15 protein-coding genes are annotated in these 16,277 nt (G+C 28.7%); 2 read left to right on the forward strand and 13 right to left on the reverse strand.

Annotated features, from left to right (window positions below):
* Window positions 1–112: 112 nt before the first annotated feature.
* The 8 genes from B2S02_RS14820 to B2S02_RS14855 form a co-directional block, all read right to left on the reverse strand.
* Window positions 113–1,396: a HAMP domain-containing sensor histidine kinase gene (locus B2S02_RS14820; RefSeq protein WP_346848904.1), complete on the reverse strand. Its 1,284-nt coding sequence runs from the start codon at window positions 1,394–1,396 to the stop codon at window positions 113–115.
* 9 nt (window positions 1,397–1,405) lie between these two features.
* Window positions 1,406–2,104 (reverse strand): response regulator, encoded by a 699-nt coding sequence (locus B2S02_RS14825; RefSeq protein WP_150842884.1) that lies wholly within the window; start codon window positions 2,102–2,104, stop codon window positions 1,406–1,408.
* 236 nt (window positions 2,105–2,340) lie between these two features.
* Window positions 2,341–4,866, reverse strand: a complete 2,526-nt coding sequence (locus B2S02_RS14830) for an ABC transporter permease (protein ID WP_346848903.1) — start codon at window positions 4,864–4,866, stop codon at window positions 2,341–2,343.
* Between the two features lie 12 nt (window positions 4,867–4,878).
* Complete coding sequence (locus B2S02_RS14835; protein ID WP_346877870.1) at window positions 4,879–5,559, reverse strand: ABC transporter ATP-binding protein; 681 nt, start codon at window positions 5,557–5,559, stop codon at window positions 4,879–4,881.
* A 254-nt stretch (window positions 5,560–5,813) separates the two neighbouring features.
* The gene (locus tag B2S02_RS14840) at window positions 5,814–6,908 is read right to left on the reverse strand and encodes a hypothetical protein (protein ID WP_346920972.1); all 1,095 of its coding nucleotides are present in this window, start codon (window positions 6,906–6,908) and stop codon (window positions 5,814–5,816) included.
* Window positions 6,901–7,767 carry a DUF1700 domain-containing protein gene (locus B2S02_RS14845; RefSeq protein WP_346848900.1) on the reverse strand — a complete coding sequence of 289 codons (867 nt, stop codon included), beginning with the start codon at window positions 7,765–7,767 and terminating at the stop codon, window positions 6,901–6,903. The genes B2S02_RS14840 and B2S02_RS14845 overlap by 8 nt, the downstream gene beginning before the upstream one ends.
* A complete protein-coding gene (locus B2S02_RS14850; RefSeq protein ID WP_035132636.1) occupies window positions 7,760–8,095 on the reverse strand; it encodes a PadR family transcriptional regulator in 336 nt (111 codons plus the stop codon). The genes B2S02_RS14845 and B2S02_RS14850 overlap by 8 nt, the downstream gene beginning before the upstream one ends.
* 361 nt (window positions 8,096–8,456) lie before the next feature.
* Entirely contained in the window at window positions 8,457–9,071 is a 615-nt protein-coding gene (locus tag B2S02_RS14855; protein WP_035132638.1) for a superoxide dismutase, read from the reverse strand.
* 192 nt (window positions 9,072–9,263) lie between these two features.
* On the opposite strand from B2S02_RS14855, the gene B2S02_RS14860 reads away from it, so the two are divergent.
* Window positions 9,264–9,797 (forward strand): DUF6512 family protein, encoded by a 534-nt coding sequence (locus B2S02_RS14860; protein WP_346877871.1) that lies wholly within the window; start codon window positions 9,264–9,266, stop codon window positions 9,795–9,797.
* Window positions 9,798–9,880: 83 nt separating this feature from the next.
* Here the strand turns inward: B2S02_RS14860 and B2S02_RS14865 are convergent, their stop codons facing one another.
* On the reverse strand, window positions 9,881–11,260 hold the full coding sequence (locus B2S02_RS14865; RefSeq protein ID WP_346921111.1) for a sensor histidine kinase: 1,380 nt from the start codon (window positions 11,258–11,260) through the stop codon (window positions 9,881–9,883).
* A 4-nt stretch (window positions 11,261–11,264) separates the two neighbouring features.
* Window positions 11,265–11,951 carry a response regulator gene (locus B2S02_RS14870; protein ID WP_035131911.1) on the reverse strand — a complete coding sequence of 229 codons (687 nt, stop codon included), beginning with the start codon at window positions 11,949–11,951 and terminating at the stop codon, window positions 11,265–11,267.
* Between the two features lie 154 nt (window positions 11,952–12,105).
* On the opposite strand from B2S02_RS14870, the gene B2S02_RS14875 reads away from it, so the two are divergent.
* Window positions 12,106–13,536: a sulfite exporter TauE/SafE family protein gene (locus B2S02_RS14875; RefSeq protein WP_346920973.1), complete on the forward strand. Its 1,431-nt coding sequence runs from the start codon at window positions 12,106–12,108 to the stop codon at window positions 13,534–13,536.
* A gap of 136 nt (window positions 13,537–13,672) precedes the next feature.
* Here B2S02_RS14875 and B2S02_RS14880 read toward each other — a convergent pair whose 3' ends face one another.
* The 3 genes from B2S02_RS14880 to hcp all read right to left on the reverse strand — a co-directional run bounded on the left by B2S02_RS14880 (window position 13,673) and on the right by hcp (window position 16,162).
* Window positions 13,673–13,990, reverse strand: a complete 318-nt coding sequence (locus B2S02_RS14880; protein ID WP_051823985.1) for a cupin domain-containing protein — start codon at window positions 13,988–13,990, stop codon at window positions 13,673–13,675.
* Between the two features lie 95 nt (window positions 13,991–14,085).
* Entirely contained in the window at window positions 14,086–14,265 is a 180-nt protein-coding gene (locus B2S02_RS14885) for a DUF1858 domain-containing protein (RefSeq protein ID WP_035131910.1), read from the reverse strand.
* A 193-nt stretch (window positions 14,266–14,458) separates the two neighbouring features.
* Window positions 14,459–16,162: a hydroxylamine reductase gene (gene hcp, locus B2S02_RS14890; protein ID WP_346920974.1), complete on the reverse strand. Its 1,704-nt coding sequence runs from the start codon at window positions 16,160–16,162 to the stop codon at window positions 14,459–14,461.
* Between the last annotated feature and the right edge of the window lie 115 nt (window positions 16,163–16,277).

Here is a 16,277-nt window from a genome sequence, read left to right on the forward strand (position 1 = left end):
TAAGAAACATGAAAATATGTTCCCTTGGTCATTATATCATTTTTCAGTATAAAATTACAAATAGATTAAATTATTAAACTCTTCAATGTTTTTACTATCTATTTAATTTATATTAGATACTTTTCATAAGTACAATTTTAAACTCAGTACCTATGTCCACTTTACTTTTAACTTCTATATATCCTCCTTGGGCTTCAATAATTGATTTACTAAGAGATAATCCAATTCCAACAGACTCAGATTTTCCCCCTTTATAAAATCTCTTAAAAATATTAGGAAGATCCTTTTCACTAATTCCCACTCCATTATCCCTTATTACAATTTTTGTATTTATGGGATTTTCCTCAAGTTCTATATGGATTTCACCATTATAACTATGTTCTACACCATTCTTAACTATATTAATCAACGCTTCTCCTAACCATTTCTCATCATAATTAAACATAAACTTATTTTTATTTTTTTTATTAATCTCTTCTATATTACTTATTACCGTTTCTTCATACATATTACTTTCAAATACTATATTAACTTTATTTTCTGCTGCCATCATTGCAACATTGTCTATAACTTCATAAATAGTATTAACTAAGCTATTTTCCTTCATGTTAAATTCAATTGCTCTTGCATCTACCTTGGCTAGCTTCAATATACTTTTTATAAGCCAATCCATACGATTTAATTGTGTCTTGCTATTATGTAAGAATTTTTCCCTATTATCTTCACTAATTTTCTTATTACTTAAAATATCATTATAAATAATAAGGGCAGATAGTGGTGTTTTTAATTGATGAGATATGTCTGATAATATATTTACTAGAAACTCCTTTTCTTTTTTTAAATCTACCATCTGACTTTGTAAAACTTGTCTCATATTTTTAAATCCATAGGAAAGTTTTGCAAAATCTCCTTCCTTCTCTTCATAAAGATTTACATCATAGTTTTCCTCTAATATTTCCTTTGAGGCTCTTGTCAAATTTCTTACTCGACTATATATACCTCTATACTGAATATAATTTAATAATATTAATAAACCTCCAAATGTACTACCTATAATTATAAATATAAATTTACTATTTTTAAAAGCTTCATTTATTCCATCTATATACATTATATTTATATTATCTTTATAACCATAATTATCTATAATTTTTTCTCCTAATTTTATCCCTTCCTTTGTTGGCACTTTAAAGGTTGCCTCTACTAAATCCGCTTCAAGATTAGGAAATTTTTCTACCATTGTAGATAACATTGCGGCCTTGCCATCTATATATTGACTCTTTATGTTATTAAAATAAAAAGTAATCCACATATTAACGATAAATATAAATATTATAACTATAAATAATAACACTACGGAACTCTTTTTTAATTCTGGATTTATAAGCTCTTTCATTAATTTCTCCTACTTTCCATTAACAACTTCTTTTATCCACATATAGCCTAGTCCTCTTTTCGTTATAACATATTCTGGCTTACTAGGATTATCTTCTATTTTTTCTCTAAGTCTTTTTATATAAACTGAAAGAGTATTTTCCTCTACATATGCGCCTTCTTCACCAAATAATTCCTTTAATATATGATCCTTGCTAAGTAATATTTCTGGACTCTGTAGAAATGCTAAAAGAAGCCTATATTCCTTTGCCGTTAATGATATCTTTTCATTACCCTTGGATACTTCTGCACTAGATGTGTTAATAATTATATCTCCGGATCTTAAAGTTGTTATATTATTATCACCTTTGCCAACTCTTCTTAAAACTACACGAATTCTTGATAATAACTCCTTTACTCTAAAAGGTTTTGTTATATAGTCATCACCACCTATATCTAATCCCAAAATTATATTTACCTCTTCATCTAAAGCAGTTAAAAATATTATAGGTGTGTCCTTCTTTTCCTTCACGTATTTACAAAAGTCATATCCACTTCCATCAGGTAAATTTATATCTAGAAGTATTAAATCAAACTCCTCATTATTAAATTTTTCTTTTCCATTCTCTATAGAACCCACTCTAAAAACCTGATACCCTTCTTCTTGAAGGGTATATTCTACTCCTAAAGCCAATGCCTCATCATCTTCAACTAATAAAATTCTATTCATTACATAACCTCCTCCATAAAAAAATTTTCAAATTATTTATTAACACTACTTTAAAACTTGCATTTATAACTTAATTTTATCATTAAAATCATATAACATTATAGGGATTTTAAAAAGCTTAGGTTATAATTATATTAAAACAAAAATCCAAAGAATATTTCCTTGGATTTTTGTTTTATCTATTTCTTATTCTTATTTTGGAATAACTGTTTTATTTAATAATATGTCTATATTATTTACTCACCTCTTATACTATCAATAATATTTTGTTTACTTAATCTTCTAAGAGGTATTAATGCCGAAACATATCCCATAATAATTACAGCTACAATAGAAATAGCAATACTATTCCATGGTAATGTAAATTTGAAATCCCTAATATTTGACATAGGATTATATAGTATATATGCTAGTATAGTACCTGCTACTGAACCAATAATTCCTCCATATAGTCCAAATAATACACCTTCAAAAGTTATCATTTTTCTCACTTGTTTCCTTGTCATCCCTATAGCTTTTAAAGCTGCTATTTCCTTATTTCTAAGAAGAATATTTGTAGTTACCGTATTTACAATGTTTACTGCACTTATTAAGGTTATTACTATTATAAATCCCATAAGCAATATACTCATTTGCAATTTATACGCCTTTTCACTTTTAGCAGATTCTATTTTATTATAATAGCCAATTCCTGCATTAGTATTTTCTATCTTTTTTAGCGACTTATCTATTTTATCTAAATAGCTCTCATCATTAATTTTTATTCCCATATCTGTAACTCTAAAATTTTTCATCTGCTGCTGATTGCCTTCTATTATATTCTTAACAGTATTCTTACTTCCTATAACATTTAATACTCCTTGATAATCTAAATCACTAAAAGGCTGAACATCCATAATTGCTGCTACCTTAACCTTCTTAAGCTCCTTACTATTAAAGTTCTCTTGTCCATCTGAATATTCCACATCACTAATTAGTATCTCATCTCCTACTTTAAGTTTAGCCATGGGTGCAATAAGACTTCTCTTATCTCCAAAGAATGTTGTTTCTCTAACTATAATTACTTCTCCATCTTTAAGATTATCAATGCTACCTTCCTTAATATATTTCTTAGCCACATTTAACTTATTTTCTTCATAGGCTTGAAATACAACACTAATTTTCGATTTGTCTTTTCCATCAACTTTACTCTTGAATAAATCTTCATCCCTATTTTCTGCTGCCCACTGTCTTACTTCCTTAGGTATAGCAGAATTCTCAACAAATCCTTGAGTTAATATGAAATTATAATGTTTATAGATTTCACTTACCCCTGAAATATTTCTTACTTCTTCAATTAATTTATTATTTATAGCATCTAGTTTTTCAGTATTACCATTATCATGAATGGTAAATGCAATGTCATTATCTTCAGTAACCTTCTCAGAAAAATTATCTGAGAACTTAGCAAAGCTCATAAACGTTACAAATAGAGTTACACTTATAGCCATAGATAATACAGTGATATAAAATCTTCTTTTATTTCTCTTAACATTTTTTAGAGCCATGGCTGTATCTATTTTAAAGAATTTCCCTAAAAATTTACCACTCCTATTTCTCTTTTCTTTCTTAATTAAAGATTGACTACTTATAGCTATTAATGGTGAAATCTTACCTGCACTTCTAGCTGGTAGATAAGCTGAAACATATATAGTTGCTGCTCCTATACCACTACTTAATAATAGTACAAATGGTGATGTTACTACTTTAAGGTTTGAAAATTCACCCAATCCTGACATCTTATTAAAGGTAAATGCAATACAATATACAGCCACTATTCCAAAGAATACTCCAATAGGAATACCTATAAATATCATAATAGATGCTTCTCTAATTACTAAATTCATAATTTGTTTTTTAGTAGTTCCAATAGCTCTTAACAATCCAAACTGCTTCATTCTTTCTGCTATGCTAATATGGAAAGCATTATAAATAACCACTACTGTAGCCAAAACAACAATTCCTATAACAATGAAAACTATCATAAATAGAGATTTATTCATATCCGCATTACTAGACTCCCCTATAAGTCTTAGTAAATCTTTATTTTGTACTACTTTACTTTTACTACTAACAAGATTAGATACTTCCTTAATCACTTCTTGTTTATCAGCTTCATCCTTAATTTCAACTAATACTGTGGAATCTTCTTTCACATTACTATCATTCTTTATTAAATAAGCCTTTGATATTCCTTCACTTTGATTTTGCCAATCATCTTTAGCTATTCCAGATAAGGTATAATCTTTTTCATCTCCATCTTCATCTTGTATTTTAATTATATCGCCTACTTTAACTTCTTCATCAAAATATCTAAGAATCCACCTTTCAATAACAACTTCATTATTACTCCTAGGTAATTGGCCTTCTTCTAAATTTATATTCATAAGTTTAAATGCAGCTTCATTTAAATAGTTAAGTTCAATGTTTTTATCCTTTATAAATGGAACAGCATTTTTACTAATCATAACCCCTAAACTATTAACATTTATATTAGTTTGAATCTTATTTATTTCATCTTCAGATACATTAGTTATAGCAAGATGAAATGCCCCCATACTTTTCTTTGAATTTTCAATCATAGAATTCTGCACTGTTAATATAAAAGTACATATTGATGTTATAAGTGCTACTGACAATATTATTCCTATTATAGTTAATATTGTCCTTTTTTTATTATCCTTTAAGTATTTTCCACTTAAAGCTTTATAACTATTAATCAATGTTTCTTCCCCCTATGCCATAGTTTTATCACTTTCAATTTTTCCATCACTTAAAGTTATAACTCTATCTGCTTGTTCAGCCACATTCCTATCGTGAGTTATAAGTATTAGAGTTTGATTATACTTTCTAGCGGTAACCTTTAAAAGCTCTATAACTTCCTTAGAATTCTTACTATCTAAATTACCCGTTGGCTCATCTGCAAGAATTATAGATGGCTTATTTATAAGTGCTCTTGCTATTGATACTCTTTGTTGCTGCCCTCCTGAAAGCTCTGATGGAATATGTTTTCTTCTATCTTCAAGACCGATCATAGATATAATTTCATCTAAATATTTTTTATCTACCTTCTCACTATCAAGAAGGGCAGGTAAAGATATATTTTCTTCTACATCGAGAATAGGCATTAAATTAAAGAATTGAAATATAAATCCTATATTTCTTCTTCTAAAGATACTAAGACCAGTTTCATTTTGCTTGTATATGTCTATATCATTTATAAATACTTTTCCACTAGTAGGTATATCTAATCCTCCAATTAAATGAAGTAATGTAGACTTTCCAGAACCTGAAGCTCCTACTATAGCTACAAATTGTCCTTTATCAATGCTAAAGCTAATATCATCTAAAGCACGAACCTGACTATTTCCTTCTCCATAATACTTCTTTAAGTTTTCAACTCTTAAAATCTCCATACATAATTCTCCTTCAATCTATATTAAAATTTTGTAGTTACAATAATTTAACTCTTAGCCTCAATAGTATTTAGATTAAGGTTGTATTAATCACTACACTTCTCTTTACAAATATCATTATATATATTTAACTATTTTTTCACCATAAACCTTACCTTACATAATTAATAGTTTTCTTACATTTTAGTCATATAAGAAAGAGTGTAGCAAATTGTCATTAAACAAATTTAACTACACTCTTCCAATTCTAAAAGTTAATTATATAACTCCATTTCTAAATCAGTAGTAGATGAATGTTCAAATTCACATATATCATATCCAGATACACTTAATTGAAAATCCTTCTTTTTTCCTCTCCCTATATACCCTTCATAACTACTATTAGAAGTTACTGAATTAAAGTTTTCTTCATTACCTAAATCAGCTCCATCAAAGTATACTCTACCTCCAAGATTATCTTTTAAATTAACCTTCATAGCATAATTGTCAAAATCAGTGGTATACTCTACATCCCTTCCAACTAATATAACATTTTTTCCTATTGGCATGTAGGATTCTATATTTATATAATTAGCATTGATGGTAACATTATTAGGTAGCACTTTTCCTTCTCCATAATCCTTATAAGTACCTCCTGAATATACCCTAGCATTATTACAATCTATTTTAACATTTTCAGCATTTATAAATTCACTTAAGTCTATTTCTAAATAATTGCTAGTTTTAATATTAATATTTTTAAGAGTATTATTATGTGGTAAATTTACATATCCCCCTCTAGGACTTGTAAAAATCAATGTATCTTTCAAAACTTTACTATCCTTTATTGTTAGGTTTGTATAATAATTACTATTAAAATTAATGTCTACTCCCACTGGAACTTCTATAACAATTTGAGCATTATTATTTTTTTCTTCCATAAGTGTGTAAATAATTGCATCATAAGATTTTTCAAAAAATCCCCTTATATTTTTTGCTTCAAAAAAATTATACATAGTTCTGTCTCCTACAACTTTAAGACCCTTTGTATTAGCATCATAGGAAGTTTGTACCTTCATATCATTTTCTATATATTCTAGTACCTTAACCCTTGTATTTTTATCTGATGAAGATTTAATTTCTACATTATACCCTTTATTTTCTAAGGATGAAATATCAACAACATCAACTTGTTTATCTGTTACGAATACTTCTCTTTCCGAAGGAGTTGCATTTATTATTTCTCTTTGAACTCTATAAACTTCATTTGCAATTTTAGGCATCATATATGCTCCACTTATAATGGACCCTGTAATTCCTACTGCAAGAAACACTCCAGCCACAATAAGAGATTTTTTCCATCTATTCATTAAATTTTTCCTCCTTATCATCTATATTTTCTGCTTTATAATCTACATCTATATCTTCTGTAAAAATAGGCTTTTCTTCGTAAGCCTTATCTTCTACAGAAATTTCTTCTATCTCTTCATTTTTCTCAGTAGCACTTTCAGTATTCTTCTCATTACCTTCAGTGTTTTCTTGTTGATTTTTAACTCTTACATACATATTTCTAGTTTTAACCCAAGATATATAGCTCACTACTAAGTATTTTAATCCTTTATATACTAAACAGTATAAGATCCAACACAAAATAATAAATCCAGTCCATGCTATACAAGCAAAGAATCCAAACACTCCCATAGATATATCAATTCCACACAGGAAGGCAGCTCCTAGATAACCTATAAAGTTTGCAATTGACATTCCAACAAGTCCTAAACCACTGGCTATCATAGACATAACTATTGTTAAAGCTGGGAAAAATAATAAAATACTTATAACAACTATTATTAATTTTACTCCAGCAGAAGATATCTTTCCGTTAATTACTGAATTGGAATCTAAAAATTCCTTAGTCTTATTACCTGCCTTTTTTCCTTGTCTCTTTACATTTTTCCAAAGATTTTTAGCGTCCTTAGAAACTTTATCTTTAAGTTCACTATTGCTACTACTTGTAGATTTGCCTTGTCCCTTCATCTCCTCAGTTAATTCTTTTGCAATGCTCTTAGGAGAACCTAATGTTTTTATAATCTCCTCATCACTCTTTCCCTGTAATTCTCCATTTAAGAAAAATTCTTCATAGTCTCTTAATATATCATTTATCTCAAGTTCACTAAAAGCTCCCTTTAAGTAATCCCTAAGTATATCTAAAAAATCATTTTTAGTCATTATTCTTATTCTCCTTCCTATAACATCCTAATATTAAATTTACATCCCTTACAAACTCATCCCATTCTTTAACTAAAGTACTTAAATTACCTTTTCCATAGTCTGTAATCCTATAGTATTTTCTATCTGGGCCACCTTCTGACTTCACCATATAGGTTTCAAAATTTCCTTCTGTAGTAAGTCTTCGCAATAATGGATATATAGTGCTTTCCTTTACTGACATAACTCTTGAAATATTTTCTACAATTTCATACCCATACATATCTCTGTCATTTATAAGTGTGAGAACACAGATTTCAATTACACCCTTTCTGAGTTGTGTACTCATATCTAAACCTCCTTTATTAAGTTTTAACAACATACTTTTCTTTATATATATTTTAACTATCCTTATACTATGTAAAACACAATAGTGTCTTAAAAAATATAGAAGTTACTGTGTATTACACAATCCTTCTAAACCTTTAGCAACTTCACTATGTAAAACATAGTAGTCCCTTTTAAATTTGGTACTACGTTTTACATAGTACCCTTACATACTTATGTTATCATAGTATCGTGTTATACACAATAGATACATATTAAAAATTTTATAAATATATTTAACTCCTATATTCTAATTAGTGTACAAGTTCTTTATATTAAAATAACCAAGGCTTTAAGCCTTGGTTATCCAATGTTAAACTAAATTATTTATAGCTTTCATATACTTCTTGAATCTTATCCCAGTTAAATAAGTTCCAAATACTATTAACATAATCTGGTCTTACATTCTTATATTTTAAATAATAAGCATGTTCCCAAACGTCGATTGTTACAAGTGGTTTTTTACCTTTACTTAAAGGAGATTCTTGATTTAAAGTAGCCATAACTTCTAGCTCACCATCACTATTTAAAACTAACCATCCATAGCCTGAACCAAATTGTCCAATAGCAGCTTTAGAAACAGCTTCTTTCATATTTGCAACACTTCCAAAAGCTTTATTGATTTTTTCAAGTAATTCTCCCTTTGGTTCACCTTTTCCTCCTGGTGTTAAAATACTAAAGTAAAAATTGTGGTTTGCCACGCCTCCACCTTGATTAATAACTCCTTGACGAATTTCATTTGGAATACTATCTAAATTCTCTAACAATTGTTCTAAAGTTTTACCTTCAGTAAGAGCTTCATGTCCTTCAAGTAATTTGTTAAGATTATTTACGTATGTTTGTAAATGTTTGCCGTAGTGAGTTTCTACTGTTAAAGCATCAATGTGTGGCTCTAATCCATTGTATTCATAAGGTAATTTAATTTTATCATATGTCATTTTAATCCACCTACCCTTTCCATTTATAACATATGCTTATATTTTACCACTTTTCATCCATATAAGCACTAATAAAAATTTTTACTTACAATTTATTATTATAAATTATTTAATATATTATTCATTAATATTTCATATACATTAATATGTTCAAATTTATTTTAAAAATCAATAATTAAGGAGCGATATTTTATGAAATCCACACTATTAATGTGGGAATGCATTGGTGCAATCATGATTTTCCTAATAGGTGCATTAATACATTTTGGCTATGAAGCAACAAACAAATTATCTTTTACTTCTGGTATCTTTGCCGTTAATGAAAGTATATGGGAACACTGTAAGCTTACCTTTTGGTCTCCTCTAATCTTTGCTATTATAGAATATTTTTTCGTGGGTAAATATGTAAATAATTTTCTCTTTGCAAAGACTCTAAGCGCTTATATTACAACAATTTCAATGTTAGTTCTTTATTATGAAATGCTTAAAAAGAATGGCCATCACTCACTGCTTAAAGATTTAATTATCTTTGAAGTTAGTATTCTAATAGGACTATTAGTAAGTTATAACTTAATGTTACTACCTGAATTTCCACCAATAATGAATAAGATAGCCATTATTATGTTAGTTGGAGCTACATTCATATTTTACCTATTTACTTATTGTCCACCGAAGTTACCTATATTTTATTGTCCCGTATCCAATTCCTATGGTATCAAGAATTAAATTCTCACAACAAATATTATTAAAAATGACTGTATCAAAATTAACTAAATGTTAATATTTAATATAGTCATTTTTAAAATTTATTATACCTTAGGTATTTCTATTATAAATTCCGTTCCTTCATTAACTTCACTTTTAACTTTTATATTTCCTCCATGAGCTTCTATTATTGCCTTTGATATGGTAAGACCTATACCAGCTCCTCCTGTAGCTCTAGTTCTTGATTCATCAGCCCTGTAAAATCGCTGAAAAATATAAGGTAAGTGCTCTTTAGAAATTCCTATGCCACTATCCCTTATGTGTATTATTGCTATATTTTTTCCTTCATTACAGGTAATTTCAATTATTCCCCCTTGCTCAGTATATTTTATTCCATTTGAAATGATGTTTATTAACCCTTGAGTAATTTTATCTCTATCTACATTTATAATAAAAGTTTCTAATTTATTGTTCACACTGATATTTTTATCATGAAGTTCCTTTTCAAAATTAATTAGAATCATTTCTACTAATTCCTTTATATCAACTTCATTTTTATTTAAAATCAAATCTTCACTTTCATATCTAGAAAGATGCTCTAAGGAACCAACTAACCTACTTAATCTCCGTACTTCCTCATGAATACTTTGCAGCCTTTCTTCTGTAGGCTCCCAAATTCCATCTATTAATGCCTCCAGTTGTCCTTGCATGGTAGTTAATGGAGTCCTAAGTTCATGAGAGATATCCTTAGTCATGATTTTTCTTATCTTTTCTTCTTCATCTAAACTAAAAGCCAAAGTATTTACTGAACTAATCATTTCATTAATTTCTTTTATATTGCTTTCCTCTTTTATTTTATTTTTATATTTGCCTGTAGCTATGCAATTTGTGGCTTTAACTACGCTTCCTATAGGTTTACTTATTGAAGTAGAAATTAAAATTCCTATAAATATGGAGATACCTAAAGAAAAAATCCCCACAAAAATTAATATATTATCTAAGGTTTTAAAAAAAATCACATCAGAATCATTATAATAAAGGGGACCATAATAGCCTATTTCAAGAATCCCCGCATATTTTTCATCTATTTTCAAATTATATACTTCCTCAGTATAATCACCTTTATATCCTGGATTTACAATGCTCATATTGTAACCCATTCTACTCATCATTGCCTCACACATACTACTATTATGAGTTTTAGCACTCCATATTACATTATCTGAAATATCTTTTATGCTTATAATAAATCCATTATTTATAGCTTCAATCCCTATGTCTTCTATATTTTTATTATCCCATTGTCCATTTTTATAAGTATTACTTATATCTTTAATCAGTGATTTTTTTCTTCCTTCTATAATATCCTCTAGATATCTATTAAAGTTTTTTTTCATAAATATATGAGATGAAAAACTAATTAAAAGAATAATTGTCATAGAAAATAATAAAAAAGTCAAAGTAAGCCTATGTTTCAATTTCATCAAATTATTCACCACCAAACTTATATCCAATGCCGTGAACTGTTAATATATATTTAGGATTTTTACTATTTTCCTCTATCTTACTTCTTAAATTCTTAATATGAGAATCTATTATTCTATCATAAACATCACTATCATCCCCTAGAGCTCGATCAAGAAGTTCTCCTCTAGAGAATACTTTCTTTGGACTTTCACATAAAGCTAAAAGTATCTTGAACTCCGAAGGAGTTAATTCTACTAAATTATTACCTTGTCTTACCTCATAAGTATCTAAATTTATAACTAGGTCTCCCTTATTAAATGATAAAACATTATCCTGTTTATAATTCAATGCTCTTTTTAACACTGCATTTACTCTAGCCACTACCTGCTTAGGGCTAAATGGCTTTGTTATATAATCATCAGTCCCTAGAGAAAAACACTTCAAGATACTTTCTTCCTCTACCTTGGCTGTTAACATTATTATAGGAACCTCTGATTCCTTTCTTATGATTTCACAAATTTTTTCTCCTGATATATCTGGTAACATTAGATCTAGTATTATTAATCTAGGATTGTATTGTTTATATTTATATATAGCTTCACTTCCATTTATTGCTGTTATAACACCATAACCAGCTTTCTTTAGATATGCTTCCAAAACTTCTAAAATTTTAACTTCATCTTCTACAATAAGTATATCCACTTGCATCTATACTCCTCCATTAATTTAAAACTTATTATAATATACTTTCTAATTATAATAAATCATTATGAAGATTCTATGTAGAATTCCTCCATAAAATCTACACAACTTAAATATATACTTTAGCTACTATCTTAAAATTAAGTATGAGGTGATAATTTTGTCTAATAAATCTATAACCCTAAATATTGATAATATGGTATGTACGTCTTGCGAGAATACTATAATAAGACATTTAAAAAAGATTTCAGGAGTTACAATTGTAAAAGCAAACTATACTAAGGGAACCGTCCATGTTGAATATGATGCTGAGAAAGTATCCTATTCTACCATAGTTGCTACTATTGAAAAATCCGGCTACAAAGTTACTAGTGATAAAAAAAAGAGTAACTCAGAACTTTTACCCATTATGGGAATAGTCCTTATAGCCTTACTTATGATACGCCTTGGCAAAGGTACTGGCGTATTTGATATGTCTTCTGCTTTAAGTAGTAAAGTTAGTTACATTGCTCTATTTACTATTGGTGTTTTCACATCTCTACACTGTGTGGGTATGTGTGGTGGAATAATGATGTCCCAAAGTATTACATCTTCTATTGTACCTGAAAAAAACAAATTTAAACCTGGACTTATGTATAATTTAGGCCGTTTAATTTCTTATACGGTTTTAGGTGGTATCGTAGGTGGTATTGGTAAAGCTTTTTCTCTTTCCTTTGGAGTTCAAGGCTTCATAGCAATAGTTGCAGGTGTATTTATGGTAATTATGGGTTTAAACTTATATGGTTTTAAAGCCCTTAGAAAATTTTCTATAAAGCTTCCTTGGAGTAACTGTAACTCCCAGAAAAAATTTAGAAACCCTCTTATAGTAGGATTTTTAAATGGGTTTATGCCTTGTGGTCCCCTACAGACAATGCAGCTTTATGCTCTAGCTTCTGGAAGTGTCATAGCTGGTGCAACTTCAATGTTTTTCTTTGCCCTAGGTACAATTCCTTTAATGTTAGGCTTTGGAGCTATTGCTAATGTACTTAGTCAGAAAAATTCCAAAAGATTAATTAAATACAGTGGTGGTATTATCATAATTTTAGGTATTATTATGGCTAATCGTGGCTTGTCTTTAATAGGAGTTAATTTAATGCCTAATTCCTTATCTTTAGGTGGAAATAATAATACAACTATATCCGATAAATCTTCAGCTAGTAAAGCAACAATTTCTAACGGAAAGCAAGTTATAAAGATTGCAGCTAATAATCAAGGATATACTCCAAATGTAGTTTATATTCAAAAGGGAATTCCTACAGAGTTTATAATTGATGGTGAAAGTATTAACTTCTGTAATAATAAAATTGTTATTCCATCTATGAATATTGAAAAGATTCTATCCTCTGGAGAAAATGTAATAGAATTTACTCCAGACGCTGGAGACATAAACTACAGCTGTTGGATGGGCATGCTTAGAGGAACAATAAAGGTAGTAGATGATTTAAATTCTATAAATGATTCTACTATACAAAATGATATAGATAGTGAATTTTATTATCCTTCTAATGATTCTAATAACCAATTTTTTAATGGTGGTTTTTCTTGCCATTAATAAAAAAAGAAGTATTAAGGAAATTTCCCTTTAATACTTCTTTTTTATATGCATTTTATATAATATCTACTTTTAAATAACTCTTTAATATTAATTCACTTACTAAATTCATCTATTAATATTATACTTTTATTTTTTAATCTAGAACTTCAGAAATAGTTACTAGTACCTTACTATCTACTTCAGCAATTATACTATGGTCTATTCTTGCATCGAAAGGAAGGAAATCACCTTTTTTTAATCTAAACTTTTCTCCTGTTTTAAATTCCATAGTTATATCACCTTCATATATTTGAATTGATGCATAACCATTATGAGTATGATAAGGCTTACCACTCCCTGCTACAAAGTTGAAGAATATAGTCTTAAACTTTTCATTTGATGCTATAACTTTAGTCCTAATATCTATATCATTCATACTTATAGGTACTAATATATTTTTATCTAAACTCATTTTTATTTCCTCTTTTCAAACTTATTTTGCTTCTTATAATACTTGTATACTAAGGTTCTATTATATATACATAAGTAAAATCTATGTGAAAGATATTAATTTAATGCAGCTAATAATTTCTCTATGTCTAATCCATGAACTATAGCAGCTTCTGCAAGAGTTTCTGCTTGAGCTGATGGGCAACCTACGCAACCCATACCAAAACTCATTAAAATTTCAGGAGCTCCTTCTTTCATTCTTATAACTTCACCTATTGTCATATCTTTATTTATCATATTCTTTTCCTCCTATAATTTGAATTTTTATATATAACTAATAATTTAAAATTATTAGTATCTCTTACAAGTTAAAGTATACTAAAACACTCTGCTATATTCGGTAACATAGGTTACAGAATAGAAAATTTTTATAAAAAAAGTATTCAAAGGTAAACTCCATTTACCTTTGAATACTTCATTACTTGTAATTCTAGCTTTCCATGAACATTTTCATATCATCTTCTACATTAGTTATTCCACCAATACCAAAGTTATCTACAAGAACTTTAGCAACATTTGGTGATAAGAATGCTGGTAATGTTGGTCCTAGATGAATATTTTTAACTCCTAAGTATAATAGTGATAATAATACTATTACTGCTTTTTGCTCATACCATGCAATATTATATGATATTGGTAGGGCGTTTACATCATCAAGCCCAAAGACTTCTTTAAGTTTTAGAGCTATAACAACTAATGAATAAGAATCATTACATTGTCCTGCATCTAGAACTCTTGGGATTCCTCCAATATCTCCTAGGTTTAATTTATTATACTTATACTTTGCACAACCTGCTGTTAAGATAACTGTATCCTTTGGTAGTTTTTCAGCAAATTCAGTATAGTAATTTCTTGATTTGGCTCTTCCATCACAACCAGCCATAACAAAGAATCTTTTTATAGCTCCAGTTTTAACAGCCTCCACAACCTTATCAGCCAAAGCTAATACTTGATTGTGAGCAAATCCTCCAACTATTTGTCCTTTTTCTATCTCTGTAGGTGCTTTACACTTTTTAGCCATTTCTATAATCTTAGAAAAATCTTTTATGCCATCTCTATTAGCTTCTATATGTGCACATCCTGGCATTCCAGTTGCACCAGTTGTAAATAATCTATTCTTATAAGACTTATCTGGAATTACTATACAGTTTGTAGTCATAAGAATTGGACCATTGAACTTTTCAAACTCTTCCTTTTGCTTCCACCATGCATTTCCATAGTTTCCTGCAAAATGTTTATATTTTTTAAACTTAGGATAGTATTGTCCAGCAAGCATTTCACCATGAGTATAAACATCTACCCCTGTTCCTTCTGTCTGCTCTAACAACATCTCTAGATCCTTTAAGTCATGTCCTGAAATTAATATTCCTGGATTTTTTCTAACTCCAATATCTACAGTTGTTATTTCTGGATGCCCATAGGTTTCAGTATTGGCTTTATCTAATAATGCCATACCATCTATTCCATATTTTCCTGCTTCTAATGCAAGTGCTACTAAATCATCAACAGTTAAACTATCATCTAAAGTTGCAGCTAATGCCTTAGCCATAAATCCATGAATTTCTTTCTCATTATATTTTAGGTTCATAGCATGCTTCATATATGCTGATAATCCTTTTAATCCATAAGTTATAAGTTCTCTTAGACTTCTAATATCTTCATTTTCTGTAGCAAGCACTCCAACTTTTTCAGCTTTAGCATCAAATTCTATAGTATTATCTGCTGTCCAAGCTACTGCATCTGCCATTACTATTTCTTTCTTTTGTAGACCAAATATCTTTTTAAAGAAGCCTCCAGTTATTTTTACTTCTCCAACTTGTCCACCAGCACTAACAACTTTTCTTTTTAAAGTTTCTCTTAATTTTAAAGTTTCTTTTACTCTATTTAAAATAGCATCTCTATGGAAGTTAGCATTAGTAATAGTAATAAATAAATTTTCTGTAATATATTTATCTACTACACTATCAGTAACATTTACTTTTCTTCCTTCATTACTTACAATAGCTAATCCTTTAGTTACATATACTAATAAATCTTGAGCCTTTGCAACTTGCTCATCTTTACCACAAACACCCTTTATAGTACAGCCTTTACATCCTGCTGTCTCTTGACATTGATAACAAAACATTGACATAAATTTCTCATCTCCTATTAAATTGTTATTATTGCTTTTCACAAGTTAAAGTATACTAAAGTACAAAACAATATTCGGTAACATTCGTTACCAAAATTCAAAAGAATATATATTT

Source organism: Clostridium sp. UBA7339, from assembly GCF_002470865.1.
Taxonomy (GTDB): Bacteria; Bacillota; Clostridia; order Clostridiales; family Clostridiaceae; genus Clostridium_J; species Clostridium_J sulfidigenes.

Excerpts from the sequence above, each read along its gene's own strand:
- B2S02_RS14820 (WP_346848904.1), bottom strand. The coding sequence starts at position 1,396 with ATGAAAGAGCTTATAAATCCAGAATTAAAAAAGAGTTCCGTAGTGTTA.
- B2S02_RS14825 (WP_150842884.1), bottom strand. The coding sequence starts at position 2,104 with ATGAATAGAATTTTATTAGTTGAAGATGATGAGGCATTGGCTTTAGGA.
- B2S02_RS14835 (WP_346877870.1), bottom strand. The coding sequence starts at position 5,559 with ATGGAGATTTTAAGAGTTGAAAACTTAAAGAAGTATTATGGAGAAGGA.
- B2S02_RS14840 (WP_346920972.1), bottom strand. The coding sequence starts at position 6,908 with ATGAATAGATGGAAAAAATCTCTTATTGTGGCTGGAGTGTTTCTTGCA.
- B2S02_RS14845 (WP_346848900.1), bottom strand. The coding sequence starts at position 7,767 with ATGACTAAAAATGATTTTTTAGATATACTTAGGGATTACTTAAAGGGA.
- B2S02_RS14850 (WP_035132636.1), bottom strand. The coding sequence starts at position 8,095 with ATGAGTACACAACTCAGAAAGGGTGTAATTGAAATCTGTGTTCTCACA.
- B2S02_RS14855 (WP_035132638.1), bottom strand. The coding sequence starts at position 9,071 with ATGACATATGATAAAATTAAATTACCTTATGAATACAATGGATTAGAG.
- B2S02_RS14860 (WP_346877871.1), top strand. The coding sequence starts at position 9,264 with ATGAAATCCACACTATTAATGTGGGAATGCATTGGTGCAATCATGATT.
- B2S02_RS14865 (WP_346921111.1), bottom strand. The coding sequence starts at position 11,260 with ATGAAATTGAAACATAGGCTTACTTTGACTTTTTTATTATTTTCTATG.
- B2S02_RS14870 (WP_035131911.1), bottom strand. The coding sequence starts at position 11,951 with ATGCAAGTGGATATACTTATTGTAGAAGATGAAGTTAAAATTTTAGAA.
- B2S02_RS14880 (WP_051823985.1), bottom strand. The coding sequence starts at position 13,990 with ATGAGTTTAGATAAAAATATATTAGTACCTATAAGTATGAATGATATA.
- B2S02_RS14885 (WP_035131910.1), bottom strand. The coding sequence starts at position 14,265 with ATGATAAATAAAGATATGACAATAGGTGAAGTTATAAGAATGAAAGAA.
- hcp (WP_346920974.1), bottom strand. The coding sequence starts at position 16,162 with ATGTCAATGTTTTGTTATCAATGTCAAGAGACAGCAGGATGTAAAGGC.